General features: G+C 63.4%; 20 protein-coding genes. 17 read left to right on the top strand and 3 right to left on the bottom strand.

Translation table 11 applies throughout. The features are described 5' to 3' along the window. Positions 1 to 95: 95 nt before the first annotated feature. From LPN03_RS01885 to LPN03_RS01840, 11 genes are all read left to right on the top strand, one after another. Positions 96 to 1,268 carry a hypothetical protein gene (locus LPN03_RS01885; protein ID WP_262452839.1) on the top strand — a complete coding sequence of 391 codons (1,173 nt, stop codon included), beginning with the start codon at positions 96 to 98 and terminating at the stop codon, positions 1,266 to 1,268. Beyond that, positions 1,265 to 1,660, top strand: coding sequence for a hypothetical protein (locus LPN03_RS01880; RefSeq protein WP_262452838.1), 396 nt, complete (start codon positions 1,265 to 1,267; stop codon positions 1,658 to 1,660). Before LPN03_RS01885 ends, LPN03_RS01880 begins: the two co-directional genes overlap by 4 nt. Positions 1,661 to 1,701: 41 nt before the next feature. Beyond that, entirely contained in the window at positions 1,702 to 3,948 is a 2,247-nt protein-coding gene (locus tag LPN03_RS01875; protein ID WP_262452837.1) for an ATP-dependent DNA helicase, read from the top strand. Positions 3,949 to 4,017: 69 nt separating this feature from the next. Then, positions 4,018 to 4,311: an NrdH-redoxin gene (locus LPN03_RS01870; protein ID WP_262452835.1), complete on the top strand. Its 294-nt coding sequence runs from the start codon at positions 4,018 to 4,020 to the stop codon at positions 4,309 to 4,311. 105 nt (positions 4,312 to 4,416) lie between these two features. After that, entirely contained in the window at positions 4,417 to 4,851 is a 435-nt protein-coding gene (locus LPN03_RS01865; protein WP_262452834.1) for a hypothetical protein, read from the top strand. Next, the gene (locus LPN03_RS01860; RefSeq protein WP_262452833.1) at positions 4,848 to 5,315 is read left to right on the top strand and encodes a hypothetical protein; all 468 of its coding nucleotides are present in this window, start codon (positions 4,848 to 4,850) and stop codon (positions 5,313 to 5,315) included. The genes LPN03_RS01865 and LPN03_RS01860 overlap by 4 nt, the downstream gene beginning before the upstream one ends. Before the next feature lie 8 nt (positions 5,316 to 5,323). After that, positions 5,324 to 6,448 (top strand): site-specific DNA-methyltransferase, encoded by a 1,125-nt coding sequence (locus LPN03_RS01855; RefSeq protein WP_262452831.1) that lies wholly within the window; start codon positions 5,324 to 5,326, stop codon positions 6,446 to 6,448. A 21-nt stretch (positions 6,449 to 6,469) separates the two neighbouring features. Beyond that, positions 6,470 to 7,432 (top strand): zinc-ribbon domain-containing protein, encoded by a 963-nt coding sequence (locus LPN03_RS20865; RefSeq protein WP_410468544.1) that lies wholly within the window; start codon positions 6,470 to 6,472, stop codon positions 7,430 to 7,432. A gap of 83 nt (positions 7,433 to 7,515) precedes the next feature. Continuing rightward, positions 7,516 to 7,794: a hypothetical protein gene (locus LPN03_RS01850; RefSeq protein ID WP_262452829.1), complete on the top strand. Its 279-nt coding sequence runs from the start codon at positions 7,516 to 7,518 to the stop codon at positions 7,792 to 7,794. Between the two features lie 107 nt (positions 7,795 to 7,901). After that, a complete protein-coding gene (locus LPN03_RS01845; RefSeq protein WP_262452827.1) occupies positions 7,902 to 10,082 on the top strand; it encodes a DEAD/DEAH box helicase in 2,181 nt (726 codons plus the stop codon). Positions 10,083 to 10,140: 58 nt separating this feature from the next. Beyond that, the gene (locus LPN03_RS01840) at positions 10,141 to 10,605 is read left to right on the top strand and encodes a hypothetical protein (RefSeq protein ID WP_262452825.1); all 465 of its coding nucleotides are present in this window, start codon (positions 10,141 to 10,143) and stop codon (positions 10,603 to 10,605) included. On the opposite strand, the gene LPN03_RS01835 is transcribed toward LPN03_RS01840, so the two are convergent. Continuing rightward, on the bottom strand, positions 10,602 to 11,324 hold the full coding sequence (locus LPN03_RS01835) for a DUF2637 domain-containing protein (RefSeq protein ID WP_262452823.1): 723 nt from the start codon (positions 11,322 to 11,324) through the stop codon (positions 10,602 to 10,604). The genes LPN03_RS01840 and LPN03_RS01835 overlap by 4 nt on opposite strands. A 283-nt stretch (positions 11,325 to 11,607) precedes the next feature. Here LPN03_RS01835 and LPN03_RS01830 point away from each other — a divergent pair, with 283 nt between their 5' ends. From LPN03_RS01830 to LPN03_RS01805, 6 genes are all read left to right on the top strand, one after another. Beyond that, positions 11,608 to 12,645 (top strand): hypothetical protein, encoded by a 1,038-nt coding sequence (locus tag LPN03_RS01830; protein ID WP_262452821.1) that lies wholly within the window; start codon positions 11,608 to 11,610, stop codon positions 12,643 to 12,645. Between the two features lie 12 nt (positions 12,646 to 12,657). After that, complete coding sequence (locus tag LPN03_RS01825; protein WP_262452819.1) at positions 12,658 to 13,086, top strand: hypothetical protein; 429 nt, start codon at positions 12,658 to 12,660, stop codon at positions 13,084 to 13,086. Positions 13,087 to 13,186: 100 nt separating this feature from the next. Next, complete coding sequence (locus LPN03_RS01820) at positions 13,187 to 13,507, top strand: hypothetical protein (RefSeq protein WP_262452818.1); 321 nt, start codon at positions 13,187 to 13,189, stop codon at positions 13,505 to 13,507. A gap of 60 nt (positions 13,508 to 13,567) precedes the next feature. Continuing rightward, positions 13,568 to 14,020, top strand: coding sequence for a hypothetical protein (locus LPN03_RS01815; protein ID WP_262452817.1), 453 nt, complete (start codon positions 13,568 to 13,570; stop codon positions 14,018 to 14,020). Next, a complete protein-coding gene (locus tag LPN03_RS01810; protein WP_262452815.1) occupies positions 14,017 to 17,148 on the top strand; it encodes a hypothetical protein in 3,132 nt (1,043 codons plus the stop codon). The genes LPN03_RS01815 and LPN03_RS01810 overlap by 4 nt, the downstream gene beginning before the upstream one ends. Then, on the top strand, positions 17,145 to 17,864 hold the full coding sequence (locus tag LPN03_RS01805; RefSeq protein ID WP_262452814.1) for a hypothetical protein: 720 nt from the start codon (positions 17,145 to 17,147) through the stop codon (positions 17,862 to 17,864). Before LPN03_RS01810 ends, LPN03_RS01805 begins: the two co-directional genes overlap by 4 nt. Before the next feature lie 56 nt (positions 17,865 to 17,920). On the opposite strand, the gene LPN03_RS01800 is transcribed toward LPN03_RS01805, so the two are convergent. Beyond that, on the bottom strand, positions 17,921 to 18,586 hold the full coding sequence (locus LPN03_RS01800; protein ID WP_262452812.1) for a hypothetical protein: 666 nt from the start codon (positions 18,584 to 18,586) through the stop codon (positions 17,921 to 17,923). Between the two features lie 20 nt (positions 18,587 to 18,606). Next, a complete protein-coding gene (locus LPN03_RS01795; protein ID WP_262452810.1) occupies positions 18,607 to 20,952 on the bottom strand; it encodes a CHAP domain-containing protein in 2,346 nt (781 codons plus the stop codon). Between the last annotated feature and the right edge of the window lie 22 nt (positions 20,953 to 20,974).

Here is a 20,974-nt window from a genome sequence, read left to right as displayed (position 1 = left end):
CAACCAGACGTGGCGGGCCCTTCCGTCCGGGCGGCTGGCTGCCCCTAGTAGGGCCCGCAGGGGTGGTGTGTACATTTTCGGTGGCAGCCGCACACATGATTAAAGTGCAACCAACTCTTACCGCCGACAACGAATGTCTCACAGCTCTCCAGCAGTACGCCGCCGGCGCCCTCGACGAAACCGAAACCCGCAAAGCCATCGCAGCCGCGCTGCACCGGTCCGGTGTCGTCATACAGGTGGCCCGCGAAAGGATGCTCTCCCACACCCAGATGGTCAATGACCTCTGCGAGGACATGAACGACCTGCTGTACCGGAAAATCATGCAAACAGCGCCGGGTGGCTTCGACCTCAACCTGGGCCTTTACTCCTCGGCAACCGGCTGGGCCAGACAGCTGCTGAGGGCAGCTCGTGCGACACTGCTGCGCGACCTTCGCACACGAACGGAGGCCAAGCTGTCCCTTGTCGATCCGATCGCAGCCAAGCAGGAGCAGGAGGGCGTCCGCCGGGACCCCTCGTACCGCCAATTCCATGGGGCCGCGTACCAAGACAAAGACCATGAAGACAGTCCCAACCAGAAGATTCAGGACGCTGTTGAGTGGTACCAGTCGAAGGCGCGCCATCTGCGCGACAGTACTCGCCTGGCCGCCTCTGCTGCATCCATCATGCACGGCCTGGGTGTTCCCGCCCTGGTCAGGCCCCGCCTCGCAGAGCGCCGCCGGCTCCAGGGGCTGCTCCACGCGGACCCGTCCCTGGCCCACCGGTCGCTTCGTGCCATGCGCTCACTGATCGAGGGCGAACCGGGGAACGAGACGATCGACGAGGGCCTGCTGGCACTCTGGGACGACTACAGCTATGACCAGATCGATGCCACTGCACAGGCGCCGTTCCGCATGGCATCCGTCCTCGTGGATGCCGCCCTTGCAGACAGGGCCCGGCCGCCGCGTCCTGTCCTTCGCGCATTCATCGCCAGCGTTCGTGCCCTGGGCACCGGCCGGGGCTGGTCCCGGCTTGCAGCCGAGCTCAGCGACACATTCATCGCCCTGGAATTCGAGGCCTATTCATCCTTCGACACTTCCGCAGCGGATCAGCACAAGGAGCGGCTCATGGGCCGCCGCATCGCCATCCTGAACGCCCATGACGTCTTCAACCGGGTGCTTGCCCACCCGGGACAGCGGCTCGGAATGACGGAGCACGATCTCTACGACCAGCTGGACCGGCTGATCACCTCACTGACCGAATACGACGTAAAGGTACCTGAAGCCGCATGAACATCCTCCTCCGAATCACTGCATGGGCCGCCGACAGCACCCGCCGCCCCGCCCTTGCCTGGGTGCTGGCCACCGCCGTGGCAGCCATCCACATCCTGGCCGTGTTCTCCATCCCGTTCACACCAAGCACATTTGTGTGGCTGTACCCGCTGGCGATCATCGCCCCCGGAGCCGCAACCATGATCCTCCTGCCAGGCGCATGGCGGCGCTGGTATAGGTGGGCTGCACTGTTGGCACTGTCGTTCAACGTGTACCCCGACATCCTTCCCGCCGTCCTGTTCGTCGGGGAATGTTGGGCCCTCCACCAGTCCTGGGCCGTCGAACGCCACGTTCCCCTGAAAGGCATCTTGACGTTCCGCCACCGGCCGCGCCCGGCAACAACCGTCGCCTAACCCGCACCACCCTCACTCGAATTCCACAATTGGATGAACCCATGATCAAGACCCTGACCGAAGCCGTCCGGATTGCCACCGGCATCCCCGACGCCCAACCACGTCCCGGGCAGCTGACCCTGACCGAACACATTGAGACAGCCATCCGCACCACCAGCCATGTGGTCGGGGCTGCCCCCACGGGCCTGGGCAAGTCGTTGGCCCTGCTGGCCCCCGCCATGGTCGCCGCCGTTGAACTTGGCCAACGCACCATCATCAGCACTGAATCCCTGTCCCTGCAGGCCCAAATCATCGACAAGGATGCCCCCACCGCGGCAGACGCCTGCGAACGCACCACCGGCACTCGGCCCGAGGTGGCACTGCTGAAAGGCTTCTCCAACTATCTGTGCCTGGCCAGTGTCCGCAACACGGCCGAGGCGCTCACAGATACGGCCGGCGCCCGGCTGACGGCCACGGAACTGCGGGAGCGCCTGGCAAAATTGAAGAAGACCGGCAGGGCGACGGTCGACGGTCGGCCTTTCGACAAGGCCATGGGCATTCCACTCTTGCAATGGGCGCTGGGCCTGCCCGATGACGCAGCCGGGGACAAGCAGGCCTACGAGGGCAACCTGACCAACGAACTGTGGTCCATGGTGTCGGTGGGTCCAAGCGAATGCATTGGCGACACCTGCCCGGTATTTGCCCTGTGCAAACCCAAAAAGGCCCGGGCCCGCGCCGCAGAGGCGGACATTGTCGTGACCAACCACTCCATGCTGGCCGTCCAGGCCGCCAAGGGTGTTCCCGTGATTGTTGGCAACAAGAACCTGGGTGAATTCCACATCATCATGGTCGATGAGGCCCACACCCTGCCTGACAATGTCCGCAACGCGGGGGCCTGCGACGTTTCGGCAGCCACCGTGGTCTCGTTGTCCCGGGCGATTGGGCGGGTGCTGGACGACCTTGAAAAACCGGTCGAACAGGCCATTGACGCAGGGCAGGGCCTGGCCGTCGAACTGGAGAAGGAGCTGGCCTCCATGGGCCGCGGCACCAAGCCGGGGACTGTGCGCAAGGTGGGCGAGGACGAGGATCCGCTTGAAAACATCGGAGACACCCTGATCGGGTGGGCCCGGTCGGTTAAAAACCTGCTGGAACCCGTCGTTTCCTCTCCCAACATCCAGGTGCGCATCAAGGCCAAGAAGCTCACCGGCCGGTTCGACAGCTTCATCGCCGACGTTGCGTCCGTCAAGCTCCACAAGACAGGCACCGCTCGGTGGATTGAGGAAAAGAAGCCCGGGCGTGACGCCAAAAACCAGACACCCTACTGGTCCGCAAGTGCTTCTCCGGTCAATATCGGCGGCCTGCTCCAGGCGAACCTGTGGACAGCCCCGGTCATCCCCGACCCCGAAGATCCCATGACCTTGGCCCTGAGGGAAGCCGGAGAGCCGGTGGACGAGGAGCCCGAAACGTACCCCATGACGGTCATTGCCGTCTCGGCAACCCTCCCGGACCGGTTCGGCTACCAGGTGGGGCTCACCGCCGAAAACGTCAACTACCCCTCACCATTCGACAACGCCTACGGCTCATCCATGCTCTATGTTCCCAAGCTGGTTGGCGCCGAGATCCAGGAGCTGTATCCAGGCCACGGCAACGGCGGTCGGTCGCGCTTTGATGCCAGGCTCCACGAGGGCTGGGCTGCCCGGCGCAATGTCGAACTGGTGGAAGCCAACGCCGGCTCGGCCCTGATCCTTTCCGCCAAGTCCGACTCCGGAAAAGTCTACGCAGAAGCACTCCGACGGGCCGCCAAGGGCCGGTGGAAGGTTTACTCGCAATGGGACGGGATCGCGACCAGGCAGCTCATCTCCGCCTGGCGCGACGACGAATCATCGGTGCTTGTGGGGACCAAGTCCCTCATGACAGGTGTGGATGCGCCAGGGCGCACCTGCTCGCTGGTCACCGTGGACAGGATCCCGCGTGCCGCCGGCAACCCGGTCGGCGACGCCCGCGTGGAAGCACTCATGGAGGCGCTGGAGACCGATAAATGGTCGGCTGACCGGTTTGTCTACGTCTCCGAGGCAGCGCTTTTGCTGGAGCAGGCCGCGGGACGGCTGATCCGGTCCATGAGCGACGTCGGGATGTTCGCCGTCCTGGACCCGAGGTTCCTGAAGACCGGACCGGTCACCTATCCGGAACCGACACGCCGCATCTACAAGAAGGCCGTGGCCCGGTTCACCCAAGTAACCACGAAGCTTGCCACCGCAGAGGCGTTCCTTCACGACCTCTCGGATGCACAGCTGCAACGAGCGGCCTGAGCACTTCCTGACCCAGCCGCACACAAGTCAGATACCACCAGCGATCCATCACGAGCCCGGAAGGCCCCCATGTCCCACAAGACCGTCACCATCCTTTCCAAGAAGCCCTGCGTCCAGTGCACCGCCACGTACCGAACCCTGGACAAGACCGACATTGCCTACTCGGTGGAGGACGGCTCCACCGACGCCAACCGAGAGCTGGCCCTCTCCCTGGGCTACATGCAGGCACCCATCGTCCTTGTCCACGACGTCGACGGAACACTCTCCGACCACTGGACCGGCTTCCGGCCCGACAAGATCGACGAGCTTAAGGCCGACCCGTCCATCGAACGCCTCCCCGCCCAGGCGCTCCTGGCAGCCTGAGCCGCAGGCACCGGCCCGCACCTATCCGGGTGCGGGCTTTTTGTTGCCCAAAACGGCCGTAGCCGCCCCAAATGCATAGATGCCATCGTGAACATGACGCCAACCATGACTACCTCTGGCGGTGGAGCCAGCGCCTCAGCCCTTGACACGCGCTGGGAAGGGCACTTGACGGCCCTGTGTGCCCTTCAGGACGCCGCACAACCGTTGACGGCGGCTCTGGGCCGGTGGTTGCGAACCCAGCGACGTCAGGCGGCAGCAGGATCCATACGACGGGACCGCCGCGCGGCCCTGGACCGCCGTGTTCCCGGATGGGACAGCGCGGATGACCCGGCCCTCCGGCGGTGGCTTGTGCAGGCTGAGGACCTCATCAACTTTGTCGACCTGGCAGGGCGGATGCCGGGGGCCCGCCGCGGCCCCGATGAAGCCAGAATGTATCGGTGGCTGAGCCGGGCCCGGACGCTAAGCCGGCACTCGAAGCTGTCCAAAAACCGGGTAAAAGTGTTGGACAAAGGCCTTCCCGGCTGGCGGGAGGCGGCATGAGTTGGGACGAACGGGGAAACCCGGCCGCCATTGCCGCCTTCTTCGAACGCACGGACCGCTGGCCGTCCGCGTCCAGCGATTCGGACTATGAGCGTTCCCTGGGCCTGTGGCTGAACCGCCAACGCCAAGACTTGGCCACCGGCGCCATTGACCAGTTCCGTCGTGCAGTCCTTGACCTGGCCATGCCCGGATGGGAGTCGACGGAGATGGACATCTGGCTGGACCGTGCACGCGAGGTCGCCAACTTCATCCTCGGCAGTGGCCAGGAACCCGATCGCCGGTCGCCACGAGCCTACGAGCGGATCATGGCTTTCTGGCTGCTGGCCCAACGCCGGCTCGCCGCGGCGGGCGCCCTCCAAGCCGACAGGAAACATTGGCTGGATGACCATTGCCCAAGCTGGTGTTCTGCGCCGAAACCCTCTCTCCGGTCGTCAATGACACCCGTCAACGATCGACCTGCATAGAGGTGACTATGAATCGTCTCTATTGCGCCACCGCCGCCCACGCCCTGTCCGACCATCGCATCGCTGCCACCGCGAAACTCGCCTACCTCGACCCGCCTTACAACACCGGCCGCCGGTTCAGCCAATACTCCGACAGCGCCCCCGTGGGGGAGTGGCTGGCCATGCTCGAAGGGACGCTCCAGGGCGTCCATGCAGCCCTGCGGCCGGACGGCAGTGTCTGGGTCCACCTCGATGACCAGTTTGTCCACCGTGTCCGGTGCCTGCTCGACGACATCTTCGGGGCCAAAAACTACGTCGGAACGGTGCTGTGGGAAAAGAAAAACCGCGCCTCCTTCACCTCAGCCCACCTGGCCGACGTCACCGACCACATCCTCATCTACGCCAAGGACAAGACCCTCTTGGCCCCCTTCCTTCACTCATCCACCGAGGTCGGCAAGCGAATCCCCTTCCACAACAAGGGGAACAAGCCGTCCATCCTGGAATTCCCCACCGGCTCCGTGGCCTTCAATTTCACCGACCGCACGGTGTCCGCGGGCCCCATGAATACGGCAACCATCGATTCGGAGCTGCTCGATGACGTAACGGTCGCCGGCGGCGTCAATGCCCACCCATTCCGCATGACCGGACCATTCCGCTGGGGCCAAGCCGCTGTGAACAAGATGGCCGACAACGGTGGCCAACCAGCTTTCATCTGCCCCCAGCCAGTCTTCCGGCCCTCTTTCCTTTCACAGCAGGCCAAGGGCAAGGTGCTGACCAACCTGCAGTCCTTCAGGATCAACGGAGCACCGACCAATGAGGATGCACGGGCGGAATCCGAAACCCTCTTTGGTGCCGGAACCTCCTTTGACACCCCCAAGCCCGAGGCACTCCTGCAACGCATTATTGCAGCCGCGACCCGGCCAGGCGACACGGTCCTCGACCCGTTTGCAGGCTCCGGGACAACCCTCGCCGTCGCCCAGAAGCTTGACCGCCGCTGGATAGGAGTGGAAAGGAGCGAAGCCACCGTCAACGCCTTCATCCTCCCGCGCATCGACGCCATCCGCGCAGGGAAAGACCCGCTCCCGTTGGCCTCAACTGGCGGACGTGACACCGGGTACTCGGTCATCCACCCGTCCGCACGACAGGCTGCATAGAAATCAGTGGAGGCCGCACACATGACATCCATGACCACGCAGATCCCCAGCAAACCACGTCCCGGCCGCTCGTTGGCAGACCTGAACCCGACGCTTGCCGCCGAATGGCATCCCACCCTAAACGGGGCTGTCACACCGGAAACCGTTGCCGCAGGAAGTAAATTTCGAGCCTGGTGGGACTGCCCCCAACACGGCGCCTTTCAGGCAAAGGTAGGCATACGTTCGGCCACGGGGTCCAGATGCCGGAAATGCACCGACCTTAGCCGGCAAGCACCCAAGCCTGGGCGGTCATTGGCGGAGATGTTCCCGGAGGTGGCCGCCCTCTGGGACTTCGAAGCCAATTATCCAATCACTCCCGACCACGTGTCGGGACGGTCGAACCGGCGCATGTATTTCCGATGCCCCAAGGGCCACCCGTCTGAGCTGGCTTACGTCAGCAACCGGACGGCAGGGAACGGGTGCAAGAAATGCTCAGAGACGGTGTTCACCGAGCGCGCGATTGCAAAACGCCCGCTGGCCCTTGTGCGACCAGACCTGGCGGCCGTCTGGGATTTCGACCGGAACAGGATCGGTCCGGACGAGGTCACCATCAGCAGCGGGCTCAAGGTTTGGTGGCTGTGTCCAAACGGCCACAAGGCCTTTTCCATGAGAATTTCACTAAGGACCGCCAAACCCGGGAGCCGCTGCCCGAAATGTGCGAATGAGAAGCGGACCAAGACACTCAAGCGGTACACGGGACCAGAGGAGGGGCAGTCTCTTGGCGATTTGCTGCCGGGGGTAGCCGCCGCTTGGGACCCGGAACGCAACGTATTGACACCCTTGGATGTTTCGCGCGGAAGCAGAAAAGATGCCTTCTGGCTGTGCGCCAATGGTCACAGTTTCAAAAGGCCGGTCATCCAGGCCATCGCGCTCAAACGATGCCCGGAATGCCGGTGTGAATTCCCGGGGACAACAACGGAGGCCCACCCCCCGGTAGCGGCTTGATGCCCGGCGTGCACGCCAAAAAACTGGGCCGTCCGCACACATGAAATGTGTCGGAAAACCGCTCAAACAAAGGGAACAAAGCGATGAATGCCTGGATCGAAACCCCCAACGGATCACTGATCCAGGCAGCTGCCGCAACCCACCTATCGCTCAAGCTGAACAACTCCACGAACCTCTGGGACGTGCTGGTCACGGCAGCTGGAATACCCGCCGTTTTCGCCACAGGCCTTGCCGACAAAGAATCAGCCACGGTCGTCCGCAACCGCCTAGCAATTGCCGTGACCCAGCCCGCGGACCAACCATCCACTTACACCTTCAACCACGAGACCGGCACCATCGACACTTCACGCTTGGCCGTCTAGGCCGTCGCTGGCCCGTGTGCATAGAAAGCCACATGACCCTTACCGCTGTCCTTACAGGTACAACCGCCAACCCTGAGCTTCGCCTCGAATTTCCCTGGGGAGCTCGCATGCCCCACGGCGGCAGTGTCCAGGACTGGGTCAAGAAGCTGCCCTCGCGCCGTTTCGACCGCTCCGAAAAGGTCTGGTACATCACCGGAACCGGAATCCACCCCGACAAGTTCTTCGCCAAGCACGGCATCGACGTCGACTACTCGGAAGCCAGCGGCGCCCTCGCCGGCCTCGACTCCCTGGCGTCCCTCTGGCGACCCACCGTCAAGCGTTCACGCAAGATGCCACACAGGGCCCTCGTCAAGCACCGCCTGGCCGGATACGAGCGCGTTGGCGGGCTTCTCGGCCCCGGGGCCGTCTGGGACAAGAAGCTCAATGGTTTCGTGGTCCAGCTTTCCGACCTGGTTGCCGATGGGGCACGCAAGCGAGGGCTCATCATGGACGACGACACCGAGGCAGCCGCCCTCGACAGCCTGCAGCGTGCGCCCATTCCGGGCCAGGTCCGGCTGGCAGCCCGCGAATTGGGCCAGTCCACAGGTGTCGAAGCCGACCAAGTGGAGCAGAAAGTCGTCTCTGCGCGAACCCAGGAGCTCATCGACATCGTTGCCGACCACACCGGATATTTGCCAGACTGGTTCGGGCTGGAACTCTACCCATTCCAGTTGGCCGGAGCCTACGCCATCGCCGGAGGACACCGGGCGCTATGCGACGCCCCTGGGCTCGGAAAAACCAGGCAGGCCCTGGCCGCCGCCGCCATCCACGGCGCCGAAAGGGTTGTCATCGTCGTTCCGCCCCTGGTTGTCACCAACTGGTGTCGAGAAGCCGCAGCGGCGCTCGGCGGGCACTACGCCGGCGACCCGATACCGCCCATGCCTAAGACACGCGGGAAGGCAAGGCCGGCCGAGTTCCCCCATTACATTGTTCCCGTCCGGGCTGGCCGGAAAGTCCCGCCGTTCCCGACCCGCGGTGTCATTGTTGTGGCTGACTCCCTCTTGGCCTCACGGCCCCAGCTGCTGGCGGACCTCATCGCCTGGGCGCCCACCGAGGCATTGTTCGATGAGGTGCACCGCGCCCGCACGTGGGGTGGCGTCCGCGCGACCGCCGACCGCAACCTGGCCTGCTCCACTGACGGGCTGCGCATCCCCATGACCGGCACGCCGTTCCTGGCCAACCCGGTGGAGGGCACCAACATGCTGGCCATCGGGGGTGTGTTGGATTCACGATTCGGCGGACCGTCAAAGTTCATCGACCGGTACGCGACACAGAACCACTTCGGCGCCTGGCTGCCCAATCGCAAAATGCTCGGTGATCTCGAAGACCGGCTCACCAAATACTGCTGGGTCCGCCGCAACAAGGCCGACGTCCTCAAACAGCTCCCCAAGAAGCTGCGCACCATTCAGGTAGTCGACATCGACCCCCGGGGCTTCAAGGCCGCCCACGACACCCTGTACGAGAAGGTGTCCGAATGGCTGGATGAGTTCACCAGCGAGAACGGGTACGCCCCGGCAGAGGAGGACATCAAGACCTTTGCCCGGACGCGCATCGACCTCATTACGCCTCTGCGGGCCGCGGCCGGCATCGCCAAGATTCCAGCAGCGATCCAAATCGTCACGGATTGGATGGAACAGACAACGGAGACCGGACCGGGAGGCAGGAAGACCTACACCCGGCCCCTGACGGTCTGGGTGCATCACACAGACGTCATGGAAGCCCTCGTGGAGGCTATCCCGAAGGATCTCGCCGGCGTGGGCTTCATCGACGGCTCCACCCCGGGACCCAAGCGGCAGCTGGTTGCCGACCAACTGCAAAACGGGGAAATTGGCGTCATCTTCTGCTCCATCGGTGCCGCCGGATTCGGAATCACGCTCACTAAATCATCGGATGTCATCTTCGTCGAGACCGACTGGACCCCGGCCAACATCAGCCAGGCCGAAGACCGGTGCAACCGCATTGGGTCCACGGAGACCTGCATCGTCACCACCCTGGTCGCGGCCGACACCCTGGACCCGCACATGCGGGCCATCCTCAAGAACAAGGGCAAGGACCTGAACGTCATCATGCCGGGCGCCGACAACAACGTCACGGAAACCACTGTGGTCCTCAACACGGATGACGGCGTGTACGAGGAGTTCTACGGCGAAGACGCCGAGCTGGAAAAGCAGTTCAAGTCCCTGGCCGACATCGTCGAACGAATCGTCCTCGAAGTCATGGCCGGCCAGAAAATGAGAATTGCCGCGTGAGAGCCGAAGTGCCGACTGCCGCACACATAGGCATCATGGACGTAAGGAGTGCCGGGAAATGGTCTGGCTGAAAACTAAGGACACCTATTCCGACACCGCCGTAGCTGCCAGTGTCGCCATTGCCCTGCTGAAGCGGACCAAGCAAAACACCTGGACAGACCTAGTCCGGGCGACGGACGAAGCTGACCTGGCCGTGGCCAAGGTGTTCAAGACAGTGGAGCTGACCGACAGGCAACTGGAACTGTTGAACGCCCAGCAGCCAATACTGGGGCTGCTGCAGATCTCTCCAGCTGTTGTCCCGGCAATTTGCCCCCAATGCACGCATTTCGTTTTGGTGAGTGACGTTGCCCCGACCCGATGCATGGTTACCCCTGACTGCCCGGGAAAGCCGTACAAGGTCTTGGCCGCCGTGGGAGCGAAAGAGAATCCCACGCCCGAAGCGCCACTTGAAGATATGCCGGGTCCGGCGCCTGCCGAAACACCCCTCACCGCTTCGGAGTTTGACGACGATGCGTTCGCCTAACCGGCGGCGACAGGTTCGAGGTCCGGCGTGGCCAGCACCCGTGCCACCGATGTCTTAGAGATCCCCAGTTGCTCGGCAATTGCCCGCTGGCTTACACCGGCTGAAGCCAGCTCCCGCACCCTCAGCCTGTCAATGTTCGGGGTCGATTTCTTGGCGGTCCCCACTGGTCCTTTTCGTGGTCCACCCGGGTGGTCCACCAGTGGTCCGTGAAGTGGTCCATCCGGTCCGCCTGCCTGGTCCATGTGGACCATAAGGCGGGCCCTCTTCCGGCGCTGAGCGACCGAACCGTAGGGCGGAGCGACCGCGAGCTGGACGGTCGTCTCTGTAGCGAAAAACAAGCTGATCGGCATGATGGCTGCCAGCAATGCCCCGAACACCACGGTCACATCGGCCGTTGCCAGGACTCCGCCCGGAGCAAGTACATGGGCCGCATTGGCGGCGACGGAGACGAGGGTGAAAAATCCGACTGCAATCCATGAAATCCGCGTAGATTCGCCGCGGGCGCGTTGTACGGAGGCCGCCACGGCGTACACCAGGATTGTCGAATCGACGACAATGGGTACCAGCCAGCGCAGGGCTTCAGGCACCCCAGCCCATTTGGCTGCCTGGATCAGGCCAAGGAACGACAGGGTGAAACTGGCTGCGGCGAGCACAGCAACAAGGGCCAGGGAAAGCAAGATGATTGGCCTGCTGTCGGGCTCGATTCGGAAGCTGCGCATTGGTCCACCTGATCTTCATTGGCCCAGATGGACCACCCCAGGGGACCAGTCTAGGACCGGTCCACCCCACACATCCACTCTCGCCATGGACCACAGGGTGGACCAGCCAGGTGGACCACCCTGGACCACCCATTACATGCCGTCGGGGGCATGCATTTATCGGGCGTTTCAAGGTGGCAACTGAGGCCCCACCTTGCCCACCCCTCCCGGGCACGCCAGAGGAAACTCGCAGGCACCCCGTTCAATCTGTGCAAAGACGACATGTGCCGCACACGAACTAGACATGAGCACAAGTACATCCACCGCAGCACACAAGCCCATCGCCCAGGGGCGGGTCGAAAAGGGCATCCCCACGGGCGGACAGTTCAAGGCCACCAGCCACTCTGAGAGCGACGTCAAGCTGGGCAGTGCGCGTCTGGAGGAGTTCACCGACCCCCACAAATTCAAGAGCATGGCCTACGACTCGGCCCAGTACTGGCAGCGCCGGTACAACCAGAAGGACAAGTCCAACACGGTCGACCTGGATGACATCGCACAGGAAACCCTCCTGCGCGTCATCACAGAACTGGGCAAGGGCAAGGACGTGCGCAACTTCAAGCAGCTCGTTTCCTCGATCGCCGCGAACGTGACAGTCCGGGCAACCGAGAACGTCTTCCGCGCGGAAGACCGCGTAGCCTGGCGCATTTTTGAGGAGAAGCGCACTGCCATGGAGCACCGTGAAAACCGGTCGCTCACGCCTTCTGAAATCAAGGCACTGGAGCAGGAAGTCCTGGATGAGTGGCACGACCCTCGCCACAAGCCGAGCAAGGAATTCATGATCGCCCGGACCGTGGACCGCTCCCTCGACACTCCCTTCGGGGAAGGCGAAGGGGTGGAAGCCACCTTGGGAGGCCGCCTCGTGAGTGAGGTTGAAAGCGAGGATCACGTCGATCCGGATTCCTACACGGCCCAGGCTCTGGCGGCCATCCAGGAAAAGGGAGCCAAGAACAAGTCACGGGCACGTCGTCTGGCCTGGAACGCATTGGCTGAAAGCGCCGGCACCCCGCTCGCCCAGCCGGGAATCCTGACGATGCGCCAGGTGTCCACCCACCGGGAGGCCATTGCCGACCACGACGGGGGAGTTCTCGGTGCCTGCAAGGACTGGTCCAACGGACTGGACAGCACCGCGACAGAGGCTCTGTTCGCCCCGTTTGGCGACCTCGACGAAGACGACCAGGAAAAGGTCGTGGACGTGCTCGAACGGCTGGGCGACGCCAGGGCAGATCAGATGTGGACGTCGGCCCTGGCCTACTCGAATGTCAAGTACGCCGAAGCCAGCTAAGGAGGTTTGGACATGAAGCAAAAGCCAGCGGCCCGCCAGCCCCGCGGTGTAACCACCGGGGGGCAGTTCGCCGCCAAACGTCAATCCGAGAGTTCCGTGGCCCTGCCGGCCCCCGGGGCATCAGCGCCGCGCCTGGACACTGTTGCAGACGTCCGCCAGGCCGCCACAAGCCCTGATCCACTGGTGCGCGCAGGGGCGGCAGGGAGCCCGCTGATTCCCGACGACGTGCTCGAAGCCCTCTCACAGCCGGAGCAGCCGGCAAGCGTGCGAATCGCCGCAGCCCGCACCGGATACGCCAACACGGCCAACCGTGCGGCTGCGGACCGAAACCCCATCATCCGGGCCCTGGCTGCGACCGGATGGGACCTCTCAGACAGCAACCGACAACGCCTAAAGAACGACGCAAAAGTTCAGCAATTCATGGTCCAGGTGGCGGTCTAACGCCCATGGGCCCGGAACCTACGCATGTAAATAGTCAGAGGCACCTAACCGCCACGGCCGGCATTCCGTCGAGTCCGGGCACCGTCTAGAAAGGCAAGAAATGCACGCAATCGTGGCGGCCGATACCGTCAATCTCAAAGGTGGCTGGTCCTCCTTCTGGTCAGCGATCACCAGCGGCTTTCCCGGCATCACCACCATGATGACCGTCATCGGCGTCATCCTCGTGGTCGGCGCCATTCTCAAGTGGGCCTGGGACCGACGCCGTGGAGGCAACATGAGCCAAGGGCACCAGAACCTGTGGGGAGCCCTCATCCCCGGCGCCATCCTCGCCGCCCCGGCACTCCTGTTCCCCATCATGCTCGGCATTCTGGACTGGGTGGCGAACATCGGCATCTCCCTGGTCAACACGGCCATCAAATAGCCCCACCAACTGGGCCGGACCGGGTGACAAGCCCGGTCCGGCTTGGAAGGACATAAGCCCTTGTCGAACATCAATTCCCTCTACTCCCTGACGCCAATGACGGGCCGGACCTCCGGCTCCGACCGAACAACGGTCATCGGCACGGTAGAAATGAAATGGCGAACATTCTGGATCGCCGCCTTCGCCATGATTCCTGCTGGCATTCTCACCGCCATCTTCTTCCCCATGCTGGCCAGCTGGTCCTTCCTCTGGATCCCGATCGTGGAATTCGCCGCCTTCTACCTCATTGAGCGGCGCACCAAGGACGGCCTTCAGCTGCGGACCTACCAGGCGATGGTCGACAAGAAGCGGACAACTCTCAACGAGTACCACCTGTGCGGCCAACAAATCGATGTATCCCGAGTCGAATTCGGAATGATCCGCCAGATCACCGCGCCAGTGGAACGTAAGGCTGTTCCGGGCAAAGCAGCCCAATCCAAAACCTTTGAAGACTTCGAGGAATCCCTGCTATGACCAAAACCCCGATCGTGCGCATCCTTAGCGTGCTCCTCCTGCTGGGGACTCTCGCCTTCGGGTTTAGCCCGGCAGCCAGCGCCGCCACGACAAGCCATGCACCAGCCTCAACGTCCGCCCAGCTGCCCGCCAAGCAGCTCATCGGCGAAGGGGGAGCCGGTGCACCCTCGGTTTGCGAAACGAGTGCCTCGCCGGGGGCTGAGCGTTCCAACCTTCTGCCAGTAAGCCGATGGGCGGACGCTACGACCAGCATCCAATCGCGCCTCGACAACACCATGTTTGGGGTCTCGTTCCCCAAACTGCAGCGAGACCTGGGAATTGCCGGCGGACTCTCCGCGGGCAACTTCATGTGGTCGCTCGGCACCCAGATGTCCTCATTCGCCATCAACTTCTGCATCCTGGACCAAATGGGAGGCGCCGCCGACGGCGTCGGGGCGACAATCGGCAAGGCTGTGATCGGCAGCCCGCTGCTCGCGGCCCTCGTGCTGATCAGCATCATCGTCCTCCTGTTCAAGGGCCGCAAGAACGGCCGCATGCCCTGGAAGCAGATGGCAGCCAAGGGCCTGGTTGTGGCCCTGCTCGCCGTCATGGTCGCCGGCGCCACGGCCTCCCAGGGAGGGGGAAAGAGCAACAACCCCAACGACATGATGAGCACGTCGAACACGGCCGCCTACCAGCCCGGGGTGATGTCTCCCGGCTGGATCGTCAAGACCCTCAACAACACCGTCTCGTCCCTGGCCTCAGCCCCCGCGACCGCCTTGGCCATGGCAGGTGACAACGGCGGCGCCATCTCGGCCTCAAACCCCCTCTCCTGCGACAACTACCTCATCGCCCTCAAGCAGGGATACCTGAGCATGTACCAATCGGGGACCACTTCCATGTCGGCCAGCATCCCCATGGTCATGTCCTCCATGTGGGAAGGTACCGGACTCCAGACGTGGAGGACTGCCCAGTTTGGCACCACCAACCTCGACAACGGGGCCTGGTGCCGACTGCTCGAATGGAACGCAGCATCGCGCACCGTGGGGGTTACCCCCGAGACCGACAAAGCCGACTACGCGTCAACAGTCCGCGGCATCATGTACCGCGCGATGGGCGCCAAGGCCATGGAGCTCGACTACAACACCAAGGCGTTCAGCCCGACCGACAACACCACCCGAGACCGCTCCCTGGTCGCATGGGCCGCATGCCAGCTCAGGTCTCCCTCGTCCGACCCATCCCAGGAAATCTCCTGGCAGGTCAACGCGACATTCGACCGTGGTGACAAAGACCAAAAGATCAAAACGTCCAACTGCGTCCAATGGTTCACCCAGCCGGGCGACACCCTGGGCAACTTCGACTGGGACTCCAACGGAGACAAGGTCCAGGCCAGGGCAACCACCAACGACATCAAGTCGAGCATGGACGTTCGGAACTTCATCATGACCCTCCACGGGAACAACAACGTGATGGGAATGACCGGTGTCTACGCCTACGTCATGTGCGCTCTCGCGATGCTGATCGTCTTCGGTCTCATCGCACTGGCCGTGATCGTCGCCAAGGTAGCCCTGGTCGTTATGATCATCGGCGCATTCTTTATGGTGATTCTGTGCTTGCTGCCGAACGCCGGTTTTGAAAAGATGGGCGGATTCCTCAAGATGCTGCTGGGCATCAACATCTTCGTCTTTGGCATCCAGCTCATCTTCGCCCTGATCTCAGTCCTGACCAAGATGCTCCAACAGATGGGTGCTTCATTCCTGGGCGGGCCCGGATCCCTGATCAGCATCGTTTGGGCCGGGTTGGCGCCGCTGATCGCCGTCTTCCTGATCCACATGATGTTCACCAAGGTCCTGAAGTTGCCCTCCCCGTTCAAGCTCTCCGGAGGCCTCGCCTGGGGTGCCGCTGCCGGGGCAGCAGGAGGCGCCGCTGTCATGGGTGCCGGGGCCCTCTTGGACCGCGGTTCTCGACGGGCTGGAAGTCGCGCCATGAACGCCGCCAAGGGCGCCGGCCGCCGTGGATTTGGCGCTGCAATGTCGGCTGCAACAGGCGGACGGTTCGGCAACGTCAGCGGACAATCGACGCGCCGCGGAGCTGCTGCCCCGGTCGGATCGGAGACCAAGACAACCACCGGCAAGGACGTCGCAGCACAGGCCATGCAGGGCGGCCGCCGAGGCAAGGCCGCACCCGCCGGAGGATTCGGCGCCGGCCCGTCAGACGGCACCGGTGAGGCGGCAACTTTCGGCACCGAGCACCTGCTCCAGTCCGGAACAGCCAACTCCCAGGTTGGACGAGGGAAAATGTCCGCCCACGACCGTCAGCTCCAGATGGCTGCGGCAAAGGAGGAACGCGAGCTCGCCAAGGAATGGGATAAGAGCCGGCGCGCGGAACTGGGGCTGTCGCCCGTCGTGTCCCCCCTGGAGCGTCTCAAGGCCGCCCCAGGGCAGGTGGCCAACGGCACCAGGAAGGCCCTCGACACGGTCAAGGCGACCGCATCTGACATCAAGTCCCGTCCCGTCGCGGGGACCCTTGCTGCCGCGGGAACCGCCGGCGGCGCACTGGCTCGTGGCGGCTGGAAGGCAGCGACCGCCATGCGATACTCCAACGCAGCCCAGCAGTTCAGGCAGCGTCCGCTGCGCACCACGGCCAAAGTCGCTGCTGGCGGTCTCCTGCTGGCCTCCCTCGCTCCTGCTCCCTTGGTGGCCGGCGGCATTGTGGCTGGGGCCTGGGCGGCCAAGAAGGCCATCAACGGCGTCAACGGAGCGACACCCTCCGAGGCGCGGCGACGCAGCGACGAGCGTGTCAACAACTACCGCACCGCCACCATGCATAGGCGTGCAGCCGAGGACAGGGCACGGAAGGAGGCGCAGGCGGCAGCCGACCGGGCAGCCGCCCAGGAGTCGCCAGCCAAGGCAAGCCCCGTGCAGGAGGCTCCGGCACATGTCGCAGCGGCGGAACAGGAACCCAGCACTATCAAGCCTGGCCTTCCTCAGGCACCACAATCACCTGTTGTCAGCCGGAAACACGCAACTCCCCGCCACACTGCTCCAGCCAGCAATATTACCGGGCGCCCGGCCAGTAGAATCAACGACGGAACGCCAGGACGGACCACACCGTCATCACCCAACCCTCAGGGAGCTAGCAACAAATGACAACCGAAGGCATCGCTCGCCAACCAATGGGAGCCCCCGCATCAACCGGAGGGCAATTCCGCTCCACCGTTCACGCGGAGTCGCCGGTGAGGCTTTTCGACCGTGAGGGTGGAACGTTCTTCAATCCCTCACCGGCGGCCACCGCCGAGTACTGCATCCAGTTCTGGTCCACGGTGGACGTTCCGGACGAAATCGTTGAACAGCTCAAGGCCGCCTACTCACAGAGGGCCAATGAGGAGTTCTCCCTTGAGCTGCAACGTCGCATGGATGAGTGGAGAGATGCGTGGCTGGAAGCTAACCCCAAGCCGCGAAAGGGCGGCAAGCACCTCGAAGCCTGGGGGGACCAGCTGGAAACGGAATACGACGCCCACAAAGAGGCGGTCGCTGCTGAAATCAAGGCTGAACGGCCACAATATCTCAGGTACTACGACGCGCCGCAGCTCGTGAGGGCGGCAAAAATGCTGTACCACCGACCGAACAATGACAAATTCCCCGACGAGTCAATTCGGGTGTTCGATGAACCGATCGAACTCTTTGATGAGGTTCTCACCGTCGAGCAGATCGAACAGAAGTACCGGCTCTTTGAACTGCGCAACGCCATGAGCACCATCCACAGGGATGGTGAGGATCGAGTACTGCACGCGCTAAGTACAGTGAGCGATCAGCTCCACAACATCAACGGCCAGCTCATCGACCAGCGCCCCCTCGAATATTGAGCGGCAGCAGAAAGGCCCCCGTTTCGGCGGGGGCCTTTCTGCTGCCTGGGGTGCGGCTAGTTCTTGCGGGGCGGGGCGATGGCATCAACCAGCCAGGATCCGTTCGGCTGCAAGATGGCGGCGGCGTCGAACCGGTACCCGCCGTCCTTGAAATAGGCCTTGAAGGTGTGCACGCCAGGATCTTCACGATCCAGGGAAACACTGTCAACGGTGTCCGTTGGAATATTGCGGATGTCGGTGTAGGAGAAGCTTGCGTAGAGCTTGGGCGTGACCAGGGGCTTCAGGCGTTTGAGCCAGGCAGATTTTCCTCCGGCCGGGTTCGCCCACGCTGCGGCGAAGTCGGTGGCTGCCGGTGTCCAGTCCTTCGGCGTTGGAGCCTGCGGACCGTTGCCGGCATAGTAGGTCGGCGTTGGTTGGCCGGGCGGCGGCGCAATGCCGACGGCCGGGCCCTCCGTAGGCTTCGCAGTTGACGAATCGCCCGTCGGGGAGGGCCGAGTGGTTGCCGCCTGCGTTGGAGCCTCTGTGGGCCGCACAGGGCTTTGGGTTTCGAGCGCAGCGGTTGGCGCAGACGACAGCGTTGGCTCCGGGGCAGACTCACTGGCTGGTCGGCTTCCCTGCAGCACGAGCGCCACGATCACCGCGGCGACAGCGAACACGAGGATGCCAAGGACGGCGGCCTTGTCTTTGATGAACTGCAGTATGGGTCGGGGCTCAGGGTTCATGGAACTTCCTTGTTGGTCTGTTATTTCTCTGTATCGGCCACGTGAATGAACCCGTTAACCTGGGAGGCCGGCATCACCTGGACGGAGTAGGCGTGCTCCTTGGGCCAGGCGTTGTACTGCTCGATGGTGACGGTCCCGGCCGCCTCGTTGACATCCTTGACGACGGCGACATGGCCGGCAGAGCCGATTCCGAGACCCCCGAATGCGCCCCACCAGGCGATGGCACCCTTTTTGGGGACCTTGTCGGTGACGTATCCCGCCAGGGCGAGCTGGCTGCTCCATTGCTCGGCGTTGCCGAAGAACCCGATGCCCAATTTTCCGGGCGTGAAAGGGTACGGCTCGCCCGGCTTCCACCCCATTTGTTGGTTCATGCGCCAGGCCACGAAGGACACGCACTCACGCTTGTACAGGCTCCAGGGGTCAGTTCCCGGGTCGGCGCTAAAAGCGCACCATGCACAGTCACCGGCGGGCTGACGGTAGGGGTAGTCGTCACCGGTGCCAGAATCACCGATCGCGATCCCGGAGACGCCGCCAGCGGGGCAGGAGGCACCCGAACCGTCGGATGGCTTGTAGACGTAGTCGCCACCGGTGCCAGGCGCGCTTTTCACCGAGATGTGGACATGGTCCATGTGCAAGGTGGTGTCGTTCCAGTTGCCGGCGTACATGCTGCCGTAGCCACCGGTTGAGTATGGCTTCCAGCCCTCAACGGGGCCGAGCCAGATGCGGTCGCGCCAAATAATGTAGTCGATGTTGAAGGCGGCCTGGTTGGCGATCATGAAACTGGCGATGGCATCACCGGACTTGATGCCGGACGGGCTCTTGTAGTCCTTGATCATGGCGTCGACGGCGCGCCCCTCGGCGTGGTCGCCACCCTGGCCGGTGTCGAGCATGGCCGTCACAAGCGCCGAGAACTTGTCGATGATGGACTTCTCGACGGCCTGAAGGTTGGTATTGGTGGCCGTGTTGACCTTCAGGGCCGTTCCGGGGGCCCCGGGGGTGGCTGGCTCTTCGGCGTGGGGATCCTGGTATCCGCCGCCGCCGGTTGGCTTGAAGTCGTTGACCAGTTGCCGTGCCTGGGATTCCCACTGCGCGTAGGCGTCCGGAAAGGCCGACACCTGGACTGCCTGTGCTGCCTCGGAGACAGCTTTGGTCTCCCAGCCGGGAATGGTCTTGAGCCGCTCCAGAAAAATGTCCGTGGACTTGGCCGGGTTCATGGCGTCCGAGACAGTGCCCCAGGAGTATTCGTTGCCGTTGACCTGTTGCTGGAACAGACCGACTGAATACCCGTCAGACCCCTTGGCTTCCTTGTCGTCGGTGAGGGCCTCAGAGCCCGGAACCTTGACGTTCCACCACATGCGCAGGGTGGACTCCTGCAGGGCCGTTGCCAGCGCGATGACGGCTGCCTGCTGGGGCATGTTTTTGGCGGCAACCTGGTTGATGATGGCCTGGGCATATTTCTTCTGGGAGTCGGTCAGGTTGAGCGACGTCTGTCCGCCCAACGAGATGTTCGTCGTGGCGCATTGCTGATTGGCGCCCAGCGACCATTGCTGGGCGAGGGAGAAAATGTTGACGGCCAGATCCGGGTTGCCCTTGATGGGCAGCTGCCGGAGCGCCTTGACGTATTGGTCTTTGACGTCGGCCGCCGCACGCTGCATGTCCTCGGCCGTGGAGACCTTGCGGGTGACAGTGCCATCCTCGTTTGTGGTGTCGACGGCGCCGGCGTCCAGGGCGGAATTCGGCAGTTCATTGACGGTCTGCTCCGAGGCCTTGGACAGCTGCTGTCCGATGTAGACAGCTGCGCGGCCCAGATCGCTAGCGCCAGCGCTGTCGATGCCATCGGCGCCGGCCAGATCAATCCCGAAGGGGCCCACACCGCGGTCGATGGTCCTTTGGGACTCCAGGTGAACAATGGCTGCCAGGACTTCCCAGCGGACGCCGGTCTGATCGGCCGCACCTGAGATGACATTGAACTGGGCGTTGTTGTCGAAGTCCGTCCGGGCCACGTTTTCAGCCGCGGATGCGTGAGCTGACATGAGCATCCCACCACTGCCGGTTCCGACACCGCCAAGCACGACGGAAAGCGTCAAAACGGCGGCAAGAAGCGGGGCAAGCAAGAGGACCGCTATGCCCCTGCGTCCCGTTTTCGTCTTGATCGCGGCCGTACCGATGCCTTTGAGGGCTCCAACCGCCGCGCCAGGAAGACCGCCGCCGGCTGCTGCGCCCGCCACAGTGCTGGTGATGATCCCGGCAGCAGACGCTTTCAGGTCATCTTTCGCCTGGTCGACAACGCTTGCGGACGAGCTGCCAGGAGTTGAACCGGAGGCCTGGGTTTTGTCGTTCGATTCTTCGGGGGAGGGGGTGCTCATACCCTAAAACATGCGTAGTTTT

This window comes from Arthrobacter sp. A2-55 (assembly GCF_025548615.1).
Lineage (GTDB): Bacteria > Actinomycetota > Actinomycetes > Actinomycetales > Micrococcaceae > Specibacter > Specibacter silviterrae.
Note: the sequence above shows the minus strand (reverse complement) of the source record. Positions and strands in the feature narration are given on the sequence as shown.